The sequence below is a fragment of the Burkholderia sp. MSMB1588 genome (genome assembly GCF_001546925.1).
GTDB classification, from domain to species: Bacteria; Pseudomonadota; Gammaproteobacteria; order Burkholderiales; family Burkholderiaceae; genus Burkholderia; species Burkholderia humptydooensis.
Map to the genome: position 1 here is coordinate 1,632,444 of NZ_CM003770.1, position 21,183 is coordinate 1,653,626.

Annotated in this window: 18 protein-coding genes; 9 read left to right on the plus strand and 9 right to left on the minus strand. The window is 65.6% G+C overall.

Annotated features, from left to right (window positions below):
- The 8 genes from pilO2 (at position 1) to sctC (ending at position 9,208) form a co-directional block, all read left to right on the plus strand.
- Entirely contained in the window at positions 1-1,290 is a 1,290-nt protein-coding gene (gene pilO2 / locus WS92_RS06510; RefSeq protein ID WP_059932300.1) for a type 4b pilus protein PilO2, read from the plus strand.
- 13 nt (positions 1,291-1,303) lie between these two features.
- On the plus strand, positions 1,304-1,795 hold the full coding sequence (pilP, locus tag WS92_RS06515; protein WP_059932298.1) for a type IV pilus biogenesis protein PilP: 492 nt from the start codon (positions 1,304-1,306) through the stop codon (positions 1,793-1,795).
- A complete protein-coding gene (locus tag WS92_RS06520) occupies positions 1,792-3,423 on the plus strand; it encodes a GspE/PulE family protein (protein WP_059932296.1) in 1,632 nt (543 codons plus the stop codon). Before pilP ends, WS92_RS06520 begins: the two co-directional genes overlap by 4 nt.
- Positions 3,413-4,489 carry a type II secretion system F family protein gene (locus WS92_RS06525; protein ID WP_059932294.1) on the plus strand — a complete coding sequence of 359 codons (1,077 nt, stop codon included), beginning with the start codon at positions 3,413-3,415 and terminating at the stop codon, positions 4,487-4,489. The genes WS92_RS06520 and WS92_RS06525 overlap by 11 nt, the downstream gene beginning before the upstream one ends.
- A 32-nt stretch (positions 4,490-4,521) precedes the next feature.
- Positions 4,522-5,079 carry a type 4 pilus major pilin gene (locus WS92_RS06530; protein ID WP_059932293.1) on the plus strand — a complete coding sequence of 186 codons (558 nt, stop codon included), beginning with the start codon at positions 4,522-4,524 and terminating at the stop codon, positions 5,077-5,079.
- 40 nt (positions 5,080-5,119) lie between these two features.
- Positions 5,120-5,599: a type IV pilus biogenesis protein PilM gene (pilM, locus tag WS92_RS06535; protein ID WP_059932291.1), complete on the plus strand. Its 480-nt coding sequence runs from the start codon at positions 5,120-5,122 to the stop codon at positions 5,597-5,599.
- On the plus strand, positions 5,599-7,281 hold the full coding sequence (gene pilV / locus WS92_RS06540; protein WP_059932289.1) for a shufflon system plasmid conjugative transfer pilus tip adhesin PilV: 1,683 nt from the start codon (positions 5,599-5,601) through the stop codon (positions 7,279-7,281). The genes pilM and pilV overlap by 1 nt, the downstream gene beginning before the upstream one ends.
- Positions 7,282-7,396: 115 nt before the next feature.
- Positions 7,397-9,208: a type III secretion system outer membrane ring subunit SctC gene (gene sctC, locus WS92_RS06545; RefSeq protein WP_006028742.1), complete on the plus strand. Its 1,812-nt coding sequence runs from the start codon at positions 7,397-7,399 to the stop codon at positions 9,206-9,208.
- Positions 9,209-9,260: 52 nt separating this feature from the next.
- Here sctC and WS92_RS06550 read toward each other — a convergent pair whose 3' ends face one another.
- From WS92_RS06550 to WS92_RS06560, 3 genes are all read right to left on the minus strand, one after another.
- Complete coding sequence (locus WS92_RS06550) at positions 9,261-9,908, minus strand: hypothetical protein (protein ID WP_059932287.1); 648 nt, start codon at positions 9,906-9,908, stop codon at positions 9,261-9,263.
- Positions 9,909-10,266: 358 nt separating this feature from the next.
- Entirely contained in the window at positions 10,267-10,497 is a 231-nt protein-coding gene (locus WS92_RS06555) for a hypothetical protein (RefSeq protein ID WP_009915523.1), read from the minus strand.
- Between the two features lie 198 nt (positions 10,498-10,695).
- On the minus strand, positions 10,696-11,505 hold the full coding sequence (locus WS92_RS06560; RefSeq protein WP_059932352.1) for a hypothetical protein: 810 nt from the start codon (positions 11,503-11,505) through the stop codon (positions 10,696-10,698).
- Between the two features lie 79 nt (positions 11,506-11,584).
- On the opposite strand from WS92_RS06560, the gene WS92_RS35620 reads away from it, so the two are divergent.
- Complete coding sequence (locus WS92_RS35620; protein ID WP_063534636.1) at positions 11,585-11,926, plus strand: hypothetical protein; 342 nt, start codon at positions 11,585-11,587, stop codon at positions 11,924-11,926.
- A 165-nt stretch (positions 11,927-12,091) separates the two neighbouring features.
- On the opposite strand, the gene WS92_RS06570 is transcribed toward WS92_RS35620, so the two are convergent.
- From WS92_RS06570 to speB, 6 genes are all read right to left on the minus strand, one after another.
- Entirely contained in the window at positions 12,092-13,501 is a 1,410-nt protein-coding gene (locus WS92_RS06570) for a hypothetical protein (RefSeq protein ID WP_059932285.1), read from the minus strand.
- Positions 13,502-13,680: 179 nt separating this feature from the next.
- Complete coding sequence (locus tag WS92_RS31365; protein WP_080595205.1) at positions 13,681-13,968, minus strand: PAAR domain-containing protein; 288 nt, start codon at positions 13,966-13,968, stop codon at positions 13,681-13,683.
- Positions 13,969-13,979: 11 nt separating this feature from the next.
- Positions 13,980-15,023 (minus strand): T6SS immunity protein Tli4 family protein, encoded by a 1,044-nt coding sequence (locus tag WS92_RS31370; RefSeq protein WP_231755945.1) that lies wholly within the window; start codon positions 15,021-15,023, stop codon positions 13,980-13,982.
- Complete coding sequence (locus WS92_RS06575; protein ID WP_059932283.1) at positions 15,017-16,969, minus strand: esterase/lipase family protein; 1,953 nt, start codon at positions 16,967-16,969, stop codon at positions 15,017-15,019. The genes WS92_RS31370 and WS92_RS06575 overlap by 7 nt, the downstream gene beginning before the upstream one ends.
- Positions 16,970-17,006: 37 nt before the next feature.
- On the minus strand, positions 17,007-19,787 hold the full coding sequence (tssI, locus tag WS92_RS06580) for a type VI secretion system Vgr family protein (RefSeq protein ID WP_059932281.1): 2,781 nt from the start codon (positions 19,785-19,787) through the stop codon (positions 17,007-17,009).
- 338 nt (positions 19,788-20,125) lie between these two features.
- Entirely contained in the window at positions 20,126-21,109 is a 984-nt protein-coding gene (gene speB / locus WS92_RS06585; RefSeq protein WP_059932279.1) for an agmatinase, read from the minus strand.
- Between the last annotated feature and the right edge of the window lie 74 nt (positions 21,110-21,183).

The following is a 21,183-nucleotide window of genomic DNA, read 5'->3' on the forward strand; positions in this document are numbered from 1 at the left end:
ATGAGCGCGCAGGTGATTCAAATCGGCCGCCAGCGCTTCGTCGGCGGCCTGTTCTGGCAATCGCTGTCGAGGCGCAACGAGCTGCGCGCCGAAGCGGTCGAGCTCGCGAAGAAGCTGAAGTTCGACCTGATGGTGCTGCGGATCGATCGCGGCGTCGCGGCGGCGGGCTACGCGAACACGCGCGACGGCTTCGCGCCCGGGCATCTGTCGCTCGGCGCGATGGTGTCGCGCGCGATCGCGCTCGAAGGCGCGTTCTACAACGGGCGGCGTCAGCCCGCGCCGAACTGGCTCGGCGCGTTCGCGCTGCCCGACGGGCGCTGGGCGTACTTTGCGGTGCGCGACCACGCGTTCATGCCGAACGGCGACTGGGTGGGCAGCCGCGAGGAAGCGCTCGAGCGGCTGCATACCGATTACGCGTGGGGCGGCTGGAACGTCGTGATCGGCGAGCCGGAGCTCGAGAAGCAGGGCTTCCAGAATTTCCAGCCGAAGCGGCTCGACGATCTGCTGCCGCGCCGCGGCGGCCGGCCGCGCACCGAGCGCTGGTGGGCGCTCAAGCCGGTCGAGCGGCGCCTGTCGCCGCGCGCCGCGCTGATCGCCGCGACGGTGGCGTGCGTCGCGCTCGGCGGCGCGCTCGCGTATTGGCATCATCGCGCGAAGGTCGAAGCGCAGGAGCGCGAGGCGGCGCTCGAACGGGTGCGCGCGGAGCTTGCCGCGCGGCAGGCGAGAAGCGGCCCCGTTGCGCCTCCGTGGGCGACGCTGCCCGATGCGGTCGCGTTCGCGCGCGCGTGCGCGACGCGCTTCGGGCGGCTCGCGCCGGGCGGCTGGCGGCTCGAGCGCTACGAGTGCACGCCGGGCACGGCGCATTACGCGTGGGCGCGCAACGGCTCGAACGTGCGCTACCTGATCGCCGTCGAGCCCGCCGCGACGGTCGACACCGACGGCGAGCGCGCGACGCTCGACGTGCCGCTCACCGCGCCGACGGCGAACGACACGCCGCTCGTCGACGATTCGGTTGTCAGGACGCAACTTCTGTCGCGTCTGCAATGGCTCGACGCGGCCGCTAAACTGGACCGGCTGCTTCCCGATCAGGCGTCGCGCGCGCCGCTCGCGAACCTCGCGCAGCAGGCGGCCGCCGCGCCCGCGTGGCGCGCGTACCGGCTGAACGCGCGCCTCGGCGGCGTCGCGCCGCCGGAGTTCGTGCGCGCGATCGACGTGCCGGGGCTGCGCGTCGAGCGCATCGCTTACCAGAACAATCAGTGGACTCTCGAAGGAGTGCTCTATGCGAAATAGTCGCGTCCGATCGATGTGCGCGCTTGGTGTGGCGCTCTTCGCCGGCATCGCGCGCGCGGCGGGGCCCGCGCCGTCCGACGACGGCGGCGCGACCGCCGAACGGCTCACACGGTTGCAAAGCGAGACCGTTCTGCTGCAGGCGCAGTTGAAGAAGCTCGAGACCGAGCAGCAGGTCGCCGAGCGCACCGCGCAGCTCGCGCGCGCGCGCGGTGGCGGCGCGCCCGCCGGGCAGTTCGCTGTGACGGCGATCGAAGGCGTCGGCAAGCGCGCGTTCGCGACGCTGCGGATGAACGGCGGCGCCGAATTCGAGGTGCAGCGCGGCGACGCGCTGCCGGACGGCGGACGCGTCGCCGCGATCGAGCCGCGCGCGGTCGTCGTGTCGAATCGCGGGCGCACGTACCGGTTGTCTACGGCGTCGCCTTCCTATGCGGGCTATCCGCCGCTGCCGGCCGACGCGGCCGCGCCGCTGCCGACGCTGCCCGCCTTGCCGGCGAGCGGATCATGAGCCGGGACGCGCAACGGCCCGACCCGGCGGCCGCGCGCGCGACGCCGCACGCCGCCGCCGACGACACTGCCGATGCCGCCGCCGTCGCGCCGCCGCGCGGCCCGCGCGCCGTCAGCGAAGCGGGCGACTTCGCCGCGAGCGTCGAGGAGCGCAAGTTCGTCTGCCTGTTCGACGACGGGCGGCTGCTCATCGCCGAAGGCCACGAGATGAACCCGTTCGTGCTGTCGTATCGCGCGCGGCTCGACCGGATGGGCCGGCCGTACCGGCCGACGCCGGCGACGCTGATGCAGGTGCGCGAGGCGTACCGGCGGAACGTCGCGGGCGGCGGCGAGCGGCTCGACCACACGGTGATGCAGGTGCTCGCGAAGGAGCTGATCGGCCGCGCGTGCCGCGAGCGCGCGTCCGACGTTCACATCCGCGTGCGCCGCTTCAGCACCGAGGTCTACTTCCGCGTCCACAACGAGCTCGTGCGCGTGAACGAGCATACGCGCGAGCACGGCGAGCGCCTGCTCGCGACGCTGTACGGCGCGATGACGACCGTGTCGGACAACAGCTACCGGCCGAGCGAGCGGCAGGACGCGAGCATCGGCGACCGCGACAAGCTGCCGGACGACCTGTACGGCGTGCGGATCGCGACGACGCCGACGAGCGAGGGCAGCCTGATGGTGCTGCGGCTGCTCTACAACGATGCGGGCGACGCGACCGATCTCGCGGCGCTCGGCTTCGCGCCCGAGCACGTCGCCGCGTTTCGCGCGCTGCGCGCGCAGCCGCACGGAATGAACATCATCAGCGGCCCGACGGGCTCCGGCAAGTCGACGACGCTGCAACGGATGCTCGCCGCACAGATCGACGAATCGCACGGCAGCCTGCACGTGATCACGGTCGAGGACCCGATCGAATATCCGATCGACGGCGCGGTGCAGACGCCGGTGGCGAACGCGCCCACCGAGGACGCGCGCGCGCTCGCGTTCGCGGCGGCGATCACGAACGCGATGCGGCTCGACCCCGACACGATCATGATCGGCGAGATCCGCGACCGCGCGTCCGGGCAGACCGCGCTGCGCGCGTCGATGACGGGCCATCAGGTGTGGACGACGGTGCACGCGAACAGCGCGCTCGCGATCGCCGACCGCCTGATCGATCTCGGCCTGCACGCGCGGATGATCACCGATCACACGGTGATCTCCGGGCTCATCAGCCAGCGTCTCGTGAAGCTCTTGTGCCCGCATTGCAAGCTGCGGCTCGCCGATCATCCGGAGCGCATCGAGCCGGGCCTCTTCGCGCGGCTGCGGCTCGCGCTCGACACCCGGGTGCACGACGTATGCATCGCGGGCGACGGCTGCGCGCAGTGCGGCGCGGCCGGCACGATCGGCCGCACGGTGGTGGCCGAAGTGATCCTGCCCGATGCGCGGCTCTTCGAGTTCCTGCGCGACGGCGACAAGGTCGGCGCGCTCGAGTACTGGACCCGCACGCTCGGCGGGATGACGCTCGCCGAGCACGCGCTGCGCAAGGTCGCGGCGGGGCTCGTCGATCCGCGCGGCGTCGAGCGCGTGGTCGGCACGCTCGCGCCGGCGGCGGGCGAGGCGCGGCAGCAACTGTCGCTCGTCGGGTTCAGCTATGGCACTTGAGCTGAATCGCCATTGGGCGAAGCTGTGCCTGAATGCCGACGAGCGGCTGCGCGTGTACCGGAAGATCGCGAAGATGCTCGGCAACGGGCTGCCGCTCCTCAAGGTGCTCGAGGAGCTCGAATGGCGCGCGTCGCGCGAGGGCCGCAAGCCGCGCGAGCCGCTCGCGATCGTGCTGTCCGACTGGCGCCTCGCCGTGCAGAACGGCGGGATGCTGTCCGAGGCGATGGACGCGTGGGTGCCCGCGACCGAGCAGATGATCGTCGCGGCGGGCGAGCAGGCGGGGCGCATCGAGGACGCGCTCGCGTCGGTCGCCGACATCGTGCAGTCGAGCCGCAAGATCCGCCGCGCGGTGACGGGCGGCGTCGCGTATCCGGTCGGGCTCGTCGTGATGGTGATCGGCTATCTGTACCTGTTCGGCACGCACGTGATTCCGAAATTCGCGCTGATCGCCGATCCGTCGCACTGGCACGGCGCCGCGCGCTCGCTGTATCTGATGTCGCTGTTCGTGCAGGGCTGGATGCTCGTCGTCGTCGCGGCGCTCGCGGCGGCGCTCGTCGCGCTCGCATGGTCGCTGCCGCGCTGGCGCGGGCCGCTGCGCATCTATGCGGACCGCGTGCCGCCTTATTCGATCTACCGGCTCGTCGCGGGCAGCGGCTTTCTGATCGCGTTCTCGGCGCTGCAGGCGTCGGGCGTCACGGTCGAGAAGGCGCTGCTGAAGATCGGCGCGGTCGCGGGGCCGTGGCTGCGCGAGCGGATCGACGACACGCTCGTCGGCGTGAAATCGGGCCTCAACGCCGGCGAGGCGCTGCTCAACACCGGCTATCAGTTTCCGTCGCGCGAGATCGTCGAGGATCTGTGCATCTACGCCGAGTACGGCGGCTTCGACGCGGCGCTCAGGATGCTCGCCGACGAATGGCTCGAAGAGGGCGTCGCGCGGATCGCCGCGCAGATGCGCGTGCTGAACGGCGTCGCGATCGTCGTGCTCGCGGTGCTGATCGGCTGGCTCGTGACGGGCTTCTTCGGCATCCAGCAGGAAATCGCCGCGATGACGCGCGCGATGCATTGACGTCGCGCATTTTCAATTCAGGAGAAACCAACATGAAACCACTCGCCGCCCATCCCGCCTACCGCCACGAGTCGGCGCTCTGCCGGCGCCACCGCCACGAGCGCGGCGCGTCGCTGCTCGAGAGCATCGCGTATCTCGGCGTCGCCGCGATCGTGATCGTCGGCGCGATCGCGCTGCTCGGCTCGGCGTTTTCCAGTGCGAACACGAACCGGCTCGCCGAGGAGCTGAACGCGATTCAGACGGGGACCAAGAAGCTTTATATGGGGCAGGTGAACAATTACGGGGACAATGCTCCGCTCAATGCGAACCTGGTTGCGGCGAAGGTGTTTCCGAGCACGCTGCCGACCGACAACAACGGCAACGTATCGAACGCGTGGGGCGGCGCGGTCACGGTAACGGGGGCCGGCCAGACCTTCACCGTCCAGTACACGAACGTCCCGCGCGACGTCTGCATCAATACGCTGACGGCGGGCGGCAACTGGCGGACGGTTGCGATCGGCGGGAATGCCGCGATCGGCTATCCGGTTTCCCCCGGTAACGCGACGACGAACTGCGTGGACAACGCGTCGATCGTCTGGACGTCGAACTGACGCCTCATCGACTCCTTCGCCATCGCCCACGCCGCCGCTCATGTACGCCTTGGCCGTCGCGCTGGCCTTCGCATCGCTCGCCGCCGTCTACGCGACACTGCAAGGCCCGTCCGCCGTTCCCGCGCTGCAACCGTCGCGCGCCGCGCAAGCGCTCGCGGACAATCTCGCCGTCTACCGCCAGGCGGCGCTCGACTACGCGCGCACGCATCCGGGCACGCGCGGCGCGGTGCCGAACGCGCAGCTTCCGTTTCCGACGTGGTATCCGGGCGCGAACCCGCTTTGGCGCAACTACGTCGAGCGCGGCACGGTCGTCGCGTATGCGGCGTCGCCGCCGCCCGTGAACATCGCGGGCGAGATCGCGGCGCTCGCCGACGGCTCGCTGCTCGCGGGCGTTGCGTATCGCGGCGCGGTCGTGCGCCCCGGCTACGCGAATCCGAACGCGCCGGCGGACGGCGTGCCGCTGCCCGCGGGGCTTTCGATCGCGAACGGCCTTCCGGTCTGGATGGGGCAAGCGTACTGATGCATTTCATGTCTTCCCGCCGCCGCGCGCGCGGCTTCGCGCTGATCGAGATGCTCGGCGCGCTCGCGATCGCCGCGCTGCTGCTCGCCGGCATCGCGGCGATGCTGGACACGTCGCTCGACGACGTGCGCGCGCAGCAGGCCGCGCAATACCAGGCGCAGGTGACGGCCGCGGCGACGCGTGCGTTGAAGCGCGACTACGACGCGTGGCTGCAGCGCGCGAACGCGCAAGCGCCCGTCGTGATGACGCTCGCCGATTTGCAGGCGACGAACGATTTGCCCGCCGCGCTGCAGACGCGGAACGCGTATGGTCAGCACACGTGCGTGCTCGTCAAGCGCACCGCGAGCGGCGTCGGACTCGACGCGCTCGTCGTGACGACGGGCGGCGAGACGATCGGCGACAAGGAGCTCGGGCTCGTCGCCGCGAGCGCGGGGCCGGGCGGCGGCTCGATCGCCACGAGCGCGCCCGCGCTCGCGCGCGGCGCGTTTGATGCGTGGCGCATGCCGCTCGGCACCTACCTCGGCGGCAGCTCGCCGACATGCGATCCGGCCGACGCCGCGCCGCCGAATGCCGGCCATCTCGCCAGCGAGATCTTCTTCAACGGGCCGGGCCAGCAGATCAACAGCGATTACCTGTACCGCGTCGGCGTCGGCGGCCATCCGGAGGCGAACGCGATGCAGGTGCCGATCTGGCTCACGCACACGTTCGTCGATGGCAGTACGGACGCGGCGAACTGCGGCGCGGCGGGCAGTTACGCGAACGGCAAGCTCGGCGCCGACGCGGCCGGCAATCTGCTGAGCTGCAAGAGCGGCGTGTGGCGCGGCGCGGGCGGCCACTGGAAGGACCCCGTCGCCACGGCCGACGATCTGCCCACCGACGCATCGAACGAAACCGGCGACGTGCGCCTCACGCTCGACACGTTCCGCGCGTTTGCGTGGACGGGCTACGCCTGGAAGGCGCTCGCCGTGGACCAGAACGGCAACCTGATCGTGCCCGGCGTCGTCTCCGCGAACCAGTACGAAATCACCGGGCGCGTCGTCATCAACACGCCGTGCGCGCCCGATCCGAGCCGGCCGAACGCGGGGCTCGTGTCGATGGACCAGGACGGGCAGGTGCTGTCGTGCCAGGACGGCAAGTGGCTGCCGCAATCGGGGATCAAGATCGGCGGCACGGAGACGGCGTGCGAGATCCTGATGGAGACGCCCGGCGCGACCGATTTTTCGTGCGGGTACACCTACCGCGGCCCCTATCCGAACCCGCCGCTCATCACATACGAATCGGACGGCACGTACACGTACACGATCGACCGGCCGGTGAAGCTCGACAACAACGGGCTCATTTCGGTGAGCGCGTACATGCACATGAGCTATGCGACGTGCGCGCTGAAAGGGCGGGAAGGACAGATGCGTCTCGTCGTCGACGTGATCGACGTTCAAAGCGACCGGGTGATCGCGCACGGCGAGGCGCAATCGACGAAGCTGATCGAGGACGCCGCGACGATCAACGTCACGCTGAATCAGGCCGCCGAGCCGCGCAGCGGCTACACGGTCAGGCTTTCGAGCAAGTGGGCGACGTACGACAGCTACTCGGGAACGCCGTGGACGTCGACCTATTGCAGCGGCGGCAAGACCTTCCTCCAGACGCCGCTCGTGACCGGCTGGACGATCAATTCGTTCTATTGAACGGGCCTTCGCCGCGCGCGGGCGCCGCCGCGCGGCGCTGCGGTTAACTGCAGGGGTCTCCCATTCGCGGCGCGCGATCCGACCGACGGTGCGCGCGCTCCCACCGGACGGACCCATGAAGGCCAAGATCCCCGTTTTGCTGTCCCTGCTGTGCTCGCTCGCGAGTCTTTCCGCCGATGCCGCGCCCGTCCGCTGGCGCAGCGCCGAAATCCAGTACGCGGCGGAAGGCAAGGACGTGAAGGACGTGCTGCGCGATCTCGCCGCGAGCCAGAACATCGCGGCGAACGTTGCGCCCGGCGTGAGCGGCGCCGTCAGCGGCAAGATGAGGATGTCGCCGCAGCGCTTTCTCGATACGCTCGCCGCGTCGTTCGGCTTCGTCTGGTATTACGACGGCACCGTGCTGTACGTGACGCCCGCGAGCGACATGAAGAGCACGCTCGTCAAGCTCGATCACGCGAACACGGGCGACCTGCGCGATCTGCTCGAACAGATGAAGGTTGCCGATCCGCGCTATCCGGTCACCTACAACGCGCGGCAGCGCACCGCGCTCGTCGCGGGGCCGCCGCGCTACGTCGAGCTCGTGACGAGCGTCGCCGCGCGGCTCGACGAGAATTCCGCGCGCACGGGCGGCACGGCGATCCGCGTGTTCTCGCTGAAGCACGCGTGGGCCGCCGATCGCGACGTGAACGTCGACGGCACGACGGTGACGATGCCGGGTGTCGCATCGCTGCTGAACCGGATGTATCACCCCGGCGACGGCAAGCGCGCGTCGCAGACGACGGTCGGCCAGCCGATCAGCCGCGCCGCGCCGATGACGGATCTCGGCGGCGGGCGCAGCGGCGTGCCGCCGTTGCCGCCGCTGCCGCCGTACATGCAGGCCGCGCAGTCGGGCGACGGCGCGGGCATGCCGGCGGGCGGCGATCCGCGCCCGGGCGGCCTGCTCGCCGCGGCGATCGCGAATCCGGGCGCGGCGCGCGCGCCTGGCGGCGGCATGCCCGACGCGAACGGCTTGCCCGGCGGCGCGAGCGGCGTGGCAGCGGGCGCGGGCGACGCGCCCGACCTGCCGGTGATCCAGGCCGACCCGCGCACGAACTCGATCCTCGTGCGCGACGTGCCCGAGCACATGGCGCAGTATCCGGACCTGATCGCGCTCCTCGACGTGAAGCCGCGCCTGATCGAGATCGAGGCGCGCATCATCGAGATCGACGACGGCGCGCTCAGGCAGCTCGGCGTCGACTGGCGCGCGCACAACAGCCATGTCGACCTGCAGACGGGCACGGGGCTCACGTCGCAGAATTCGTATGCGAACGGCTCGCTGAATCCGACGTTCGGCTCGATCTCGCTGTCGGGCAACGATTCGGTCGGCGTGCCGGCGAGCCCGCTCGGGCTGTCGCTGACGGCCGTGCTCGGCGATGCCGGCCGCTACCTGCTCGCGCGGATCAACGCGCTCGAATCGTCGAACCAGGCGCGCACCGACGCAAGCCCGAAAGTCACGACGCTCGATAACGTCGAGGCGGTGATGGACAACAAGAAGCAGTTCTTCGTGCGCGTCGCGGGCTACACGTCGGCCGACCTTTACAGCATCTCGACGGGCGTGTCGCTGCGCGTGCTGCCGATGGTCGTCGAGGAAGGCGGGCGCACGCAGATCAAGCTCGACGTGCGGATCGTCGACGGCGAGCTGTCGCAGCAGACGGTCGACAACATTCCGGTCATCGTGTCGAATGAGATCAACACGCAGGCGTTCATCGAGCAGGGGCAGGCGCTCCTGATCGCGGGCTACAAGGTGGACGCGCGCTCGAACACGCAATCGGGCGTGCCGGTGCTGTCGAAGCTGCCGTTGCTCGGCGCGCTGTTCCGCTCGACCGACAAGCAGGACAGCCATAGCGAGCGGCTCTTTCTCGTGACGCCGCGGGTGATCGAGCCTTGAGCGGGCGGCATGCGGCCGCGTCGCGCCGGCCGGGTGCTCGCGCGCATCGCGCTCATCGGCCGAGATAGAGATAGAGCGACGCGAGCGCCGCCGTGACGATCGTCGCGGCGAGCGGCAGGCGGAACTGCGGCGCGCATCGGGCGATCTTGAGCATGAAGCCGGTATGCAGGCGCTTCGGCGACGCGAGAAACGCGACGTACCAGACGGCGAGATTCAGGCCGAAGGCGATCGAGAACAGCACGCTCATGCCGGCCGTGCGCAGAAACGCATGAAGGAGGCCGGAAGCCGGCGGCGCGCCGATGCCGATCCACTGTCCGAGCAGCAGGCCCAGCATCAGCGCGCCAAGCGAATAGGTATTGAGCATCACCTGGTGCGCGGCGAGCGCGAGCCACTTTTGCCGCGGCGCGGCGACGAGCATGCCGAAGAGAACCATGCCGAGCGTGGCGAACACGTTCCAGATGTGCGGGCCGATGCCTTCCTGGATCGCCGCCTGAAGGTACGTGACCGACCGGTGGCTGCCGAGCCAGCCGGTCACGATGACGCCCGCGATCGCGGGCAGCACCCACGCGGCGAGAACCGTGAACGCTTCGAAAAGCGTGCGGCCGGGCCAGAAATCCGACCGCGCGAAGTCGCGCGTGTGATGGCGGAGCCAGTGACGGGTTCGAAGCAGCAGCGTATGCAGGACAGGAGCGGCGATCATGTTCGAGCGTGGGCCATGCGCGCCGGACGCGCGCGCGATGCATGTCGCGGGGCGGCGGGTGACGGCGCGCGGTGACGGTGGATGATTCGAGGTTGACGGCAGCGTGCGGCGAAACTTGATAGCCGGTTTGCTTGCGCGCGCATCGGATCATCGCCGAAAACGTCCGCGTCCGGGCCCGGCCGCGATGCCGACGGTGCGGAGCTGTCGCGATTGCCGCCGACATGCGCGAGCGTTCACATGCTGCGTTGCGCGTTTTGCATGCAGACGGGACACGGCGATCGCCACGGTTCGACGCGCGCCGGCGTAGCCCGGCATCGCGCATCGTCGATGCGGGCGGCGCGGAGAAGGCGCAGTCGCTTCAGTTGCGCTTGCGCGAGCGCATCCGAACCGCGGAATCGAATCGCGCCTGAGCACGGGCGAGCTCGTCGAGCGCGCGATCGAGGCGCGACACCGCGGCCGCGTATTCGATGCTCGACGTCGTCTCCCCGGCGTCGCCGCGAACGGCGCGGAATGCGCGATCGACGTTGCGCGTCGCCTCGAAAAAACGCTGTGCGGCCTCGGCTTCCCGGGAATGCGGGATGGACGACATGGACGTTTCTCCTCCGTTGCCAGACATGACAGGCCGATCGCAAGCGCTTGCATCGCGCGATGCTCGCTTTGTCCCGATCGGGCCGCCGTGACCGGATGGCGACAGATGACCGGCGCGCAACGATGGTGCGCAGACGACGCAACGCTTCGCGCGTCGTCGCGCGGCGCGCGTCAGGCTGCACGTCAGACGCGCGGCCCGTCACCACGCATGGTTCGCATGCGCATGTGCGGGCGCGGCGTGGCCGAACGGCGCGGCGGATTCGACAGGCGACATGTCGAACAGATCCCGCGTGAACCCGCGCGCCTGCTCGGCGGCGGCGGGCTGGCTGCGCAGACGCGTGACCTGCTCGACGAACGTATCCAGATCGCCGTCGCGCGTCGCCTTCGTGATTTTCGCGAGATCGCGCGCCTTCAGCACGCTCGGTTGCGTGAGCCGCACGAAGTACGGCGCCTCGAGCTCGACCGACAGCGCGAGCGGATAGCTCCTGCCCGTCTGCTCCGTCTCGCGGCCGACGCAATCGACGACCGCCGCGCTCTGCGCGGCGCCGAGCACCTTGCCCGTGCTCACGCTGCGCAGGTGATCGGGATACACGCGCAGGCGCGTGCCGATGCTGAGCTCGGTCGGCGACGCGCACACGAGCGCGTAGTAGTGCTCGCGACGCCGGCCGGAAGGCAGCGTCGCGCGGCTCGTGATGAACGTATGCAGCGGCAATTGACGCACCTGGCCGCTCGCATCGATCCACGCGTTCCACAACAGCACGTCTTCCGTTTTTCTTTCCGGCTGCCTCGCCTTGCTCGACGCCGGCGAGAACAGCGCGATCAGCGAGCCCGTGCGGTGCGCGGCGATCTGCGCGCTGGTGCCGAGCGGCTGGCCGATGCCCCACAGAAACCGCCCGCCTCCGAGCCGGCGCTCCCATTCCTTTCTCAGCACGGTCGTCGGGAGCGCTTCGCCGGATTCGTGACCGATCTTGGTCCAGCAAAACGTCGGGGGGAGGTGTTTCAGTGTCATCAACTTTCTCGGAATGCGGCCGACCGTCAGCTTCGACGATCAATTCATTAGGCGTTAATGTATATGTATAATGCATGCTATGGAAGCCCCCAAGAGACATTTTTCTGTTCAGGACCTGTTGAGCCGATTATTGGCCGATACCCGCTCGTCCAGCGAAATAGCGAGGCTTTCGGGCGTCAGCCAGCCCACCGTCTCGCGACTCAGGTCGTCGAGCGGGCGTCGGCTGCGCAGGAGCGCATCATTCAATAAGCTATGCAGTTTCTACGGTGTCGAGACGCGGCAATCGGGCCGGTTGTCGGCGCCGTACAACGATTTGCTGCGCGAGGCGATCGTCGAGGCGTGGGACGGCTCCGAAGAGCACGGCCGCGCGCTGCTCGGCGTGATCAAGGGGTTGAAGGAACTGAGCGGCAAGCCGGGATGAGGGCTTGCGCGATGCGTGGGCTCGATCGCGTGCGGATTCGCGGTGCGCCGTGCGGGGCGTCGCGATCGCGCGTGCCCGCCGGTTGCGTCGGCGCAGCAGGCCGGCCCTACCCGCGATGCGATGCGGCCCGCCGAAGGCGGGCCGCATTTCTCGCGCTGACGGTTGTTACTTGCGGCCGAGATACTGTTCGGTGCAGATGTGCGTGAAGTGGATGATCGACGTCCGCTCCCGGATTTGTGCGTTGTCGAGATACGCGACAGCGAACGCATACGGGTTGTAGGTGATCCGCCAGCGATCCGAGGGCACCGACATCGTGTTGAAGTCGCCCGTCACCGTTCCGCCGCCCTGGCACACGCCGACGTTCAGATCGACGAGCAGGTTGCCGTTCGCGTCGGTGTAGCCCGACGTTTCCGTCAGCAGCGTGTTGGGGCCGTTCGGGCCCGCGCTGTCGTATGCGCGCAACCAGATGCGCTCGCCGGGCGGCAGGCGGACGTTGCCTGTCGAATCCCACGCGATGGCGCCTGCGGACACGACCCGCGCGACGTTCTCGTTGCCGCGCACGAGATGCGTGATGTTCTCGTTGTCGAGGAGGCGATAGAAGCCCGCAGTGCCCGCGCCGTCCGACACGCGCAGCGTATACGCTTGCGCGGCGGGCGCGGTTGTGCCCTTGTCGTAGACGCGGAACATCAGCGTCGCGCCCGCGGGCGACGTGATGTTGTACGACGTGCCCGACGCGAGCGTCGCCCACGTGTTCGGCGCAGTCTCGAGCTCGGCCGTCTGCGTGCCCGCGCCCTTGAACGTCACGTAGTTCGCCGTTTGTGTCGACGGCACCTGCACCGCGTAGTAATCGAAATCCGCGACCGTATCGAGGTTCGCGCTGATCTGCTGGTTGCCGGTCAGCTTCGTCGGATGCAGGATCGAATCGTTCGGCTCGTAGCTGTCATAGCCCGTCGTGCCGAACACCTGGAACTGGAACGGCGCGTTGCCCGCGCCTTGCTGCGCGCTGACGAGCAGCAAGAGGCGCACCGGGCCGTTCGGCACCGCCTCGACGATCTTGTTCGGCGACAGGTCGGCCTGGCTGTCGAGCACTGTCCACGAGCCGTCTTCGTTGACTTGCACGAGATGCGCGTCGTGCTGCTCGTTGGCGGGCAGGCTCACGACGTACGCGACGATCTTCGTCGCGCTCGGCGCGACGAACTGGAAGCAGTCGGCCTGGCCGGCGGGCGCGGTGACCGCGTTGTACGCGGCGCCGATCGTGACATCGGTGCAGTTCGCGACGGGCGGCGCGACGGTTGCGGCGGTTGCGGTGGTCGTTGCGGCGAGCGTCGCTTGGCGCTTCGCGAGCGGCGCGCGCGTGCCGGCCTGCCGGATCGCGCTGGCGGACAGCGTCGGCAGCGGCCGCGGCAGGGTCGGCAGCGACGCGCGGCGCGCGGCGAGCTGTTCGCCGATTTTCGTCGGCTCGGCCCGGCTGACGCCGTCTACGTGCGATTGCGCGACGAGGGTTGGCGCTTGCGCCCACGATGGGCTCATCGCCGCCGCGGTCAGCAGCGCTGCCGCGTACTTCAGTCTTTTCATAGGGTCTCCGTATGTGGATGCGCTTGATGCGCGGCAATCATCATACGTTTGCCACGGGGAAATAGGGCGGGAAAGTTTCGGAATTGTTTGGGGGGCGTGTGCGGATGCGCTGATGGACCGTCAATGAGCTGTATTAGCCAACAATCGATACACATTGCTAGCTTCGAAGTGTCGAGCATTCAGACTTCGATATATGACGCCGACTGAGATGCCACCAGTTTCGGCGACGGCGAACACAAGCAGATACAAAGATCGTCGCTTAACGCCGCCTGTCGCCCATCCGGCCCCGTGCTCGAAATTCGGGGACCATCACACGCAATCTTGCCGATTGTTTTACACGCCGGGCACAGCACAGGATCGTGCTCATATGCTTGTTCGCGGCCATTCAGCAGGTCGCCGCCATCGCCTCTTTGCACGATGCCGCCGGCTGTCGTCAGGTCGCCTTTCACGATGTCATATCGTCGCATGTCGTGCTCTCTTAAACCGCGCCCGGACGCAACCGCAAGCTATTCAGCAGCGTGTCCCATGTTTGCAGTGCGCCAGTCTCGTCCACTGGCGACGTTGCTTGATCCGGCGGCAGATCAGGGGAGGGGGAACCCAGCAACAATTGGATTGCCGTATGCGGCTTCGCGAGCGTGCTTGGATCACCCGGAGCCAGCAGGTAGAAACGATACGACGTAATCGGGCCGTCCTTTAGTTCGAATAACACTTCTTCGCCGTCCATTCCGCCCACCGTGCGTTTGCCTTGACGCAGAATACGATAGCTCCCACTGCCTGCGACTCGATCCATTTGTGCACGTAGGTCGGGCAATGTCTTAGTTAGTGGCTTCCCTTGATCCTGATTGATGGACTCCCTCATCTGGATCACCAGTAACGCTGGACGCCCCGGCATTAGCGCGAAGGACTGGCTCAATTCTTCCGTGTACTTGGACGAACCTGCCACGATTCCGCCATCGAAACAGAAGCCTGACTCCGTCGGCACCTTCCAGTTATCGCGTGCTTTGATGCGACGCACCGTATCGTTATAAATATCTTCCGCCCGATCAATTGCCGAAGAGCCAATTCCACCTACAACGTGAAAAAGTTTATTTTCATCGAAAACATAAATATCGGAATCAAAGGGAAGTTTTGAGGATTTTGCTACGCCTTCTTGAAAAATAAAAACTCGAGAATTATTTGTTGGGGAAAATGATTTTTCAAGCCAAGCGAGTCCAGTTTTTTCCTTTAGGTTAACGGGATTAACGCGCTGCATGGTGCGAAGTTCTTTTTCTCGGGCTTCAATTTTGGCTTTATATTCGGGGAGCGAAACGTTGTACTGAGTTTCAAGTTTATCTCCCCGGTACTCATACCGTTGGTTCGAGATTTCGCTCGTCGTAGGGCGATCGAAAACAAAGCGGCCAACACACCACGGACGCGGTTTGGACAATAAAGGATTGGTCATCGTTGGTTCCCCGGAATAGGTTATCGAGTTGGCGCACACGCCCACCACCACAATCAGAATTCGTGAAATACGAGTCAGCATGACGGCTCCCGCGCTTCTTGCGCAATTTGTACAATGCTATAGAGCAATGCCCATCGGGTCCACGGATGGTTGTAGCTGAACTGATGTTCGTAGCCGCCTTGATCGAACACCATCTGTACACCCGGAGCCGCACCGCCGCCAGCACTGTTTGCAGGGGCTTCCGCCGACCACACGGGCACCGTGCCATCGCCGGGAACGATGCCATTCTTGCTTGGGTCGGTTGTGGTGCTACCGGGCGGAAGCTTCGCCACTTTTTGCACTTCGAATTCGACGGTCAACTTGCGTGATTCCAGATAGATGCGCAGGTTCCCCTTCCCAGAATCAGAATTGGGATCGACGTGCAAGAACGTCGCTGCGCGCAGTTCTTCTTCTGTCACATCGGAAGGCAGATTCCCGGTCCAGATCACCGTGCCCCACCCCAGCAAATCTTCAAGCTTTTCGCCCGGCTCGATAGTTGGTTTACCTTTTTTATCACCTGATGAGGATTTCCATTTCGATTCCAATCCGCCGTCGGCATAGGAAACGTATGTTTTGTCGTGATAGGAATCTATTATTTTGCTTTGATTTGCGACAACGATTCGCATCTTTTCCCCGAAATTCTCTAGTACCGTTTTTCCATGCCCGTCCATATCGAGCTTCGCCTTAACTGTGCCAGCAGGATCGAGCAAGGAAGCATCGGGAACCAGTCCATACCACTTCGGGTTGATGTAAATGTCGTTATATGCATCACCACCTTTCGGCAACTGCATTACCGGTTGGCCATTGATCCGCGCAAATATCCACCACGGCTCACCCTTGTGATAGTCCGGCATCGGTAATAGCTCCAGCGGCCCCGGTGCGTTCGCTGCAACCGCCGTGAACTCCGCCGCGTTGTTCCCGACCAGGCTGCCGTTGATGAAGCCCTTCAACGCGCCCTCGTTACCGGCTCCGGTCCTGAACCGCTTCGCCGCAACCGGGGCGCCGGTTGCGGGCTGCACGCTATGAAACACCCCATACATCAGGTTCCCCGCGCCGTGCATCGCAATCGCCATCCGTGCGACCAGTCCACCCATCGAATGGGTCAGAATGATCGCCTTGTCGGTATGGTTCTCTGCGATGATTTCCTTGATGCCCATCAGGCGCGTTATCTTCTTGGTCTTCGGGTCTTTGTAATCCGAGCCGTTTATTACATCGAGTCCGGATTTTTCGTTCGATTGCAGCCAGTTATAACCAATCGCATAGACCCGATATCGAAACTTCGCGAAGTGATTGAATGCAGTCGATTTCTCGTCAATCGCTTGACCCTTGCCCTGCGTCCCCGCATCGGTCGCCCCATAGTCGGCAGGTTCGGTTCCAAGCAGCGGCTTGAGCGCCCACTTCTCACCCGTTGAATCGGGCGTCACCCACACCCCATGCGGCTTACCCATAAACTTAGGGCGATTGAGTTGTTCTTCCAGCCAAGCCAAAACCGGGTGATAGCTGGTCCGGTGTATCGACCCCCACCCCCGGCGGCGTGCTTCCGCCTCGTCCACGTACTGCTCCGGGCTATCGTTCTCGCCATGTTTGCCGACATTGATCGGCCCATGTGGCGTCACCGCCGCCTTGGTCGGATCGAACTGCGTTTCGCGCGTGGACGCGCCCTTGAACCACAATCCAAGCAGCGCGGGAAGTCCGCCCAGGTTCCCCAGCATCCCGTCCGTGTTTGGTGCGAAGAACATCTCGTCGCCGGTATCGGTGTTCGTCAAGAGCGAGCCCATGACGCCCGGCAGAAAGATCACCGGAATGATGGGCCGCACGTCGCACAACAATTCCTTGCTGCGCGTGTCGCTCGCTGGCGTCAACGTAAAGTGGCCGTACGACGATCCATCCGGGGCAGTGCGCCCCATCACCTGCACGACCTCTTGCTCGGCCGCATCGCCATCGGACGGCGCAACGCCGCCCGGATTGTCAGTCGGGTTATCGCTCATCGTGGATTGCTCTAATCATCTTGTTTGAATTGGGATGTCATGCCGACGTGTCGCCCGTGCTCGGAGTAGGGCGCAAAGCGTGGAGTTTCAGCGACTCGACATCCTCGTTCTTCTGCTCGGCAATGTGTCCCAATTCGTTCGTCATGCCTTTGATGCGCGTGCCGTCGTCGCGCACAATCTCGTACGGATGGTTTTTCATTACTTCGCCCGTGATTTGATTTCGCAGTACGTACGGGTCATTGAATTTCGCCTGCGGCAAGCTGTTCAGGTGCTGCGCGACGGAACTCGGCCCCTGACGGCTGAAGGATGCAGACTTGACCGTGCGCGGGCCTTGCGTCCCATCCTCGATGCCGCCAGCCGTCCACCGGGTGTACGAACCACCGGCCTTGATCCAGATTTCATCGGCATCGAGCACGATGCGCTTGGCCTTCATCGTCACGTCTTTGCCCGCGTTGATGCTCACGTTGTCGGTGTTGGCCGACATTTTGATGGGGCCTTTCGCCGTGACAAAGAACGCGCCAAGTTTCTGCGCGAAGAAACTGACCTTTTCCGCTGCCGCCACGATCATCGCTTTGCCCGTCGCAACATGGGTATTGCCGTTGCTGACGATATTCGCCTCGCCCTCGGCAACGATATGGGCCGATCGATCCGCTACGAGCGCAAGGTCTTTCGGCGTCGATACCAGAATGTTGGGCTGCGCAAATCCGTTGGCGCTGCCCGTGCCGCCGCCCGCCGTCACGCCGCCTGACGTTGAGCCTGATACCGCGTGCTGAATCTCCTTCGATAACCCCTTGAGCGCGTCCTGGCCTGCTTGCAGGGTTTCCGCTTGCGCGGTCATGCTCGCGCTCGATAGGGACTCGACCAACATGCCCGCCTGCTGCAACTGGGTTCGCGCCTCGTCCACGCTCATCTGCTCGTCGTCGTAGCCCTTCGGATGCGTACTGATCGACAAGCCCTTGCTCGCGCGAACCGCACCGAACTCGTCGGCGTGCAGGGCGAAACCCGAACCCAGATATCGGCCGCGCGTGTTGCCGTCCTGCTGAATCAGATAGCCCTGCATCAGGGCGGCATAGCTCTTGCCCGTGTAGCTGATGATCCGCGTGCCGCTTTGATGCGTGGCATCGTCGTGGACAAATGCGTTGTATGCGCCCGTGCCGCCAAACCCTTGCGACTGGAATCCCGACAGCAGCACATTCGAATGCCATTGCGAAGGGGTCGTGCCGCCGTTGACGCGCCCCAAAATGAATGGCTTGTCGCAATCGTTTCCCCAATAAGCGACGAGTACCCATTCTCCGGCTCTGGGCACATGAACCGAACCATAGCGGTTACCCGTGTCGGCCTGCATGGTCGACAGCAGCGGCGACGATCCGAACGCATCGTCTGGATTCTTCCGGTCCCACGCGAAATGCACGCGGACCTGATTGCGTTCATTCGTCCACGCCTCCATCCCTTTCTGTGTGACGACGATGGCGTGCTCAATCGTCATCTGCGGCTTCCGATGCACAAGCGGGCTACGATATTCGACGCTCGCCTCCTGTGCCTCGACTTCCATCACGAAGAATCCCGCCGTTCCATCCACGACGTGCCCTGGTGTCGAAAAGCGCGTCCCGTGTGCCGCCTGTTGCTCGGCCAGCGTCGCACGCAGACTGCGCGGATATTCGGTCACCTGCTGACCAATCGGTACGTTGTTTTCGATAAACCAGCGCGCCTCGATCACGAGGAATTCCCGCTTCGCCGGGTCACTGTCCGCATGGCGAGGGTGGTTGTTCAAGGTGAACCGCAATCCCGCATCGAGCCACCGTAGACCACCGACGCCGAAATACCGGCGCGCGCGTGATTCCCAGACTTGCACGCGGCGATGCGCACGCGTCTCGCCGCTGTCCATGTCGGCATAACCGTAGGCCGTCGGCTCGTAGATCGTCATCGGGGCGCGCGGAATGCCATGTGTGTACCGGTGTCGTCCATCGTCTTCGACATAGGTCGTCGATTGCAGCGCACTGCTCGCCTCAAAATGTGAGGTTGGCCGTTTGTAATCGAACGAGCGGGACATGAATTGCAGGCTCTGCATCGTCTGCATGATCGCCCATTGCGTGAACCCGTCGGCCTCGTGGTCGGTGTTGCCTCGATAGTATTCAGCGGGTTTCGCTGCCGGCAATGTCGACACGCGATCCAGAACGATAAGGGTCGTTTTTGGCGATTCGCCGTCGCGTGTTGGCTCATGCACCCAATAGAAGTACCAACCTTCCTCTTCGAGAAGGCGGTGGACGAAATGCAGGTCGGACTCGCTTTGCCGACACCACGAGCGCACAACCGGCTCGTTCGTCAGATCGAAGCGGAACCGCCCCCGAAGCTGCGGATACCGATTGAGTATTTCTGAAATGATTTCGCGCGCATCTTTTTCGAGCCATCCTTCGTCGTTGCGGGAATGGCTCAGGAAAATCAGGGCGGAGGAAAATTCGAGCTGGTACGTTGACAGACCGCCGTCCCCGCCCAGATAGCCGACCTGATGCACAAAGCCGTGCACCGGACGATAAACCGGATCGGCATACAGCACAGTCCGCTGCTGAATCCAAAGGGTAACGGGCTGGTGCATCAACGAAAGCAACGCGGTGTCGTCGTTCAGCGACGCCACATCGACCGTCCAGTGGTAGTCGCCGCCGATGCCGGACGATCCGCGCGCCCGCAATGGCGTCAATGCGTTTTTGCCGAGCGGGGTGTCCAGCATCAACAGCCGGTCACGCTGGAGCATTCCCCGGTGGACGGCCTCATAGAGATCGCGATATTTCAGTTCCCCGAGCTTGGGTGGTCTGAGTACCATTTTTCGTTATCCTTTCTCTCAGGTTCGACCGTCAAGAAAGTGACACGAGGACGGTCAGCCATGACGACCAAGGGTCGCTCGCGCGATTGTAGCTTACGTCAGACGAAACCAAGGATTGGCGTCAGAATCATTTGACAATCGCTAATGTCCGCTCATGTCCCAAATAACCGGATTGCATGCGCGCGGAATGATCGTCGCGAACGCCGTGGAGAACCCCCTCGCAATATCAATGACGAGCCGGCCTCGTCGTATTGCCGCCGTATTTCGCCATCCAGTATCGGGAGGCGGTCAGGCGCAATCTATTGTCGCGTGACTATTCGTGCGCCGGAGACGCCCTTTCATGCGCTGATGCGCGGCTCAGGCGAGCCTTGCGCGCGCCGCTTCACGCCGGGCAGCACGCAGAGCATCTCGTAAGCGAGATTCGCGCCGACGAGAGCCGTGGTGCCGAACGGATCGTACGGCGGCGCGACCTCGACGAGATCGGCGCCGACGATGTCGAGCCCCCACGCGCCGCGCACGATCTCGAGGCCCTGCGGCACCGTGAGGCCGGCGATCTCCGGCGTGCCCGTGCCCGGCGCGTACGCGGGATCGATGCCGTCGATGTCGAAGCTCAGATAGACGGGGCCGCCCTGCACGCGCGCGCGCACCTCCTCCATCAGCGGCGCGAGCGACCGGTTCCAGCACGCCTCGGCCTGGACGACGCGAAAGCCCTGGTCGCGGCACCAGTCGAAATCCTCGGCCGCGTAGCCGGTGCCGCGCAGCCCGATCTGTACGACGCGCCCGCGGTCGAGCAGGCCTTCCTCGACCGCGCGGCGAAACGGCGTGCCATGCGCGATCTTTTCGCCGAACATCGTGTCGTTGACGTCCGCGTGCGCGTCGACGTGGATGAGGCCGACGCGCCCATGCCTGCGATGCATCGCGCGCAGGATCGGCAGCGTGATCGTGTGGTCGCCGCCGAGCGTGACCGGGCGGCAGCCGTGCGCGAGGATTTCGTCGTACGCGGTTTCGATCCGCGCGATCGAATCGGCGAGGTTGTACGGGTTCGTCGCGACGTCGCCGACGTCGGCGACGCGCAGCGAATCGAACGGCGCCGCGCGCGTCGCCATGTTGTACGGGCGCAGCAGCACCGATTCGCTGCGGATCTGGCGCGGGCCGAACCGCGCGCCCGTCCGGTTCGACGTGCCGAGATCGAACGGCACGCCGACGAAGCACGCGTCGAGCCCCGCGGCGCTCGCCGCCTGCGGCAGCCGCATCATCGTCGCGATGCCCGCGAAGCGGGGCATCGCGTTGCCGCTTTGCGGCTGAAAGTCGTGGTCCGGCATCGTTTTCCTCCATCATATCGAATGTGCCGTATCATGCAGATACGACGACAGTTGGCGTTGTACGCCGCCAAAAT

Coding starts and splice junctions, on each gene's coding strand:
- pilO2 (WP_059932300.1), top strand. CDS start 1: ATGAGCGCGCAGGTGATTCAAATCGGCCGCCAGCGCTTCGTCGGCGGC.
- pilP (WP_059932298.1), top strand. CDS start 1,304: ATGTGCGCGCTTGGTGTGGCGCTCTTCGCCGGCATCGCGCGCGCGGCG.
- WS92_RS06520 (WP_059932296.1), top strand. CDS start 1,792: ATGAGCCGGGACGCGCAACGGCCCGACCCGGCGGCCGCGCGCGCGACG.
- WS92_RS06525 (WP_059932294.1), top strand. CDS start 3,413: ATGGCACTTGAGCTGAATCGCCATTGGGCGAAGCTGTGCCTGAATGCC.
- WS92_RS06530 (WP_059932293.1), top strand. CDS start 4,522: ATGAAACCACTCGCCGCCCATCCCGCCTACCGCCACGAGTCGGCGCTC.
- pilM (WP_059932291.1), top strand. CDS start 5,120: ATGTACGCCTTGGCCGTCGCGCTGGCCTTCGCATCGCTCGCCGCCGTC.
- pilV (WP_059932289.1), top strand. CDS start 5,599: ATGCATTTCATGTCTTCCCGCCGCCGCGCGCGCGGCTTCGCGCTGATC.
- sctC (WP_006028742.1), top strand. CDS start 7,397: ATGAAGGCCAAGATCCCCGTTTTGCTGTCCCTGCTGTGCTCGCTCGCG.
- WS92_RS06550 (WP_059932287.1), bottom strand. CDS start 9,908: ATGATCGCCGCTCCTGTCCTGCATACGCTGCTGCTTCGAACCCGTCAC.
- WS92_RS06555 (WP_009915523.1), bottom strand. CDS start 10,497: ATGTCGTCCATCCCGCATTCCCGGGAAGCCGAGGCCGCACAGCGTTTT.
- WS92_RS06560 (WP_059932352.1), bottom strand. CDS start 11,505: ATGACACTGAAACACCTCCCCCCGACGTTTTGCTGGACCAAGATCGGT.
- WS92_RS35620 (WP_063534636.1), top strand. CDS start 11,585: ATGGAAGCCCCCAAGAGACATTTTTCTGTTCAGGACCTGTTGAGCCGA.
- WS92_RS06570 (WP_059932285.1), bottom strand. CDS start 13,501: ATGAAAAGACTGAAGTACGCGGCAGCGCTGCTGACCGCGGCGGCGATG.
- WS92_RS31365 (WP_080595205.1), bottom strand. CDS start 13,968: ATGCGACGATATGACATCGTGAAAGGCGACCTGACGACAGCCGGCGGC.
- WS92_RS31370 (WP_231755945.1), bottom strand. CDS start 15,023: ATGCTGACTCGTATTTCACGAATTCTGATTGTGGTGGTGGGCGTGTGC.
- WS92_RS06575 (WP_059932283.1), bottom strand. CDS start 16,969: ATGAGCGATAACCCGACTGACAATCCGGGCGGCGTTGCGCCGTCCGAT.
- tssI (WP_059932281.1), bottom strand. CDS start 19,787: ATGGTACTCAGACCACCCAAGCTCGGGGAACTGAAATATCGCGATCTC.
- speB (WP_059932279.1), bottom strand. CDS start 21,109: ATGCCGGACCACGACTTTCAGCCGCAAAGCGGCAACGCGATGCCCCGC.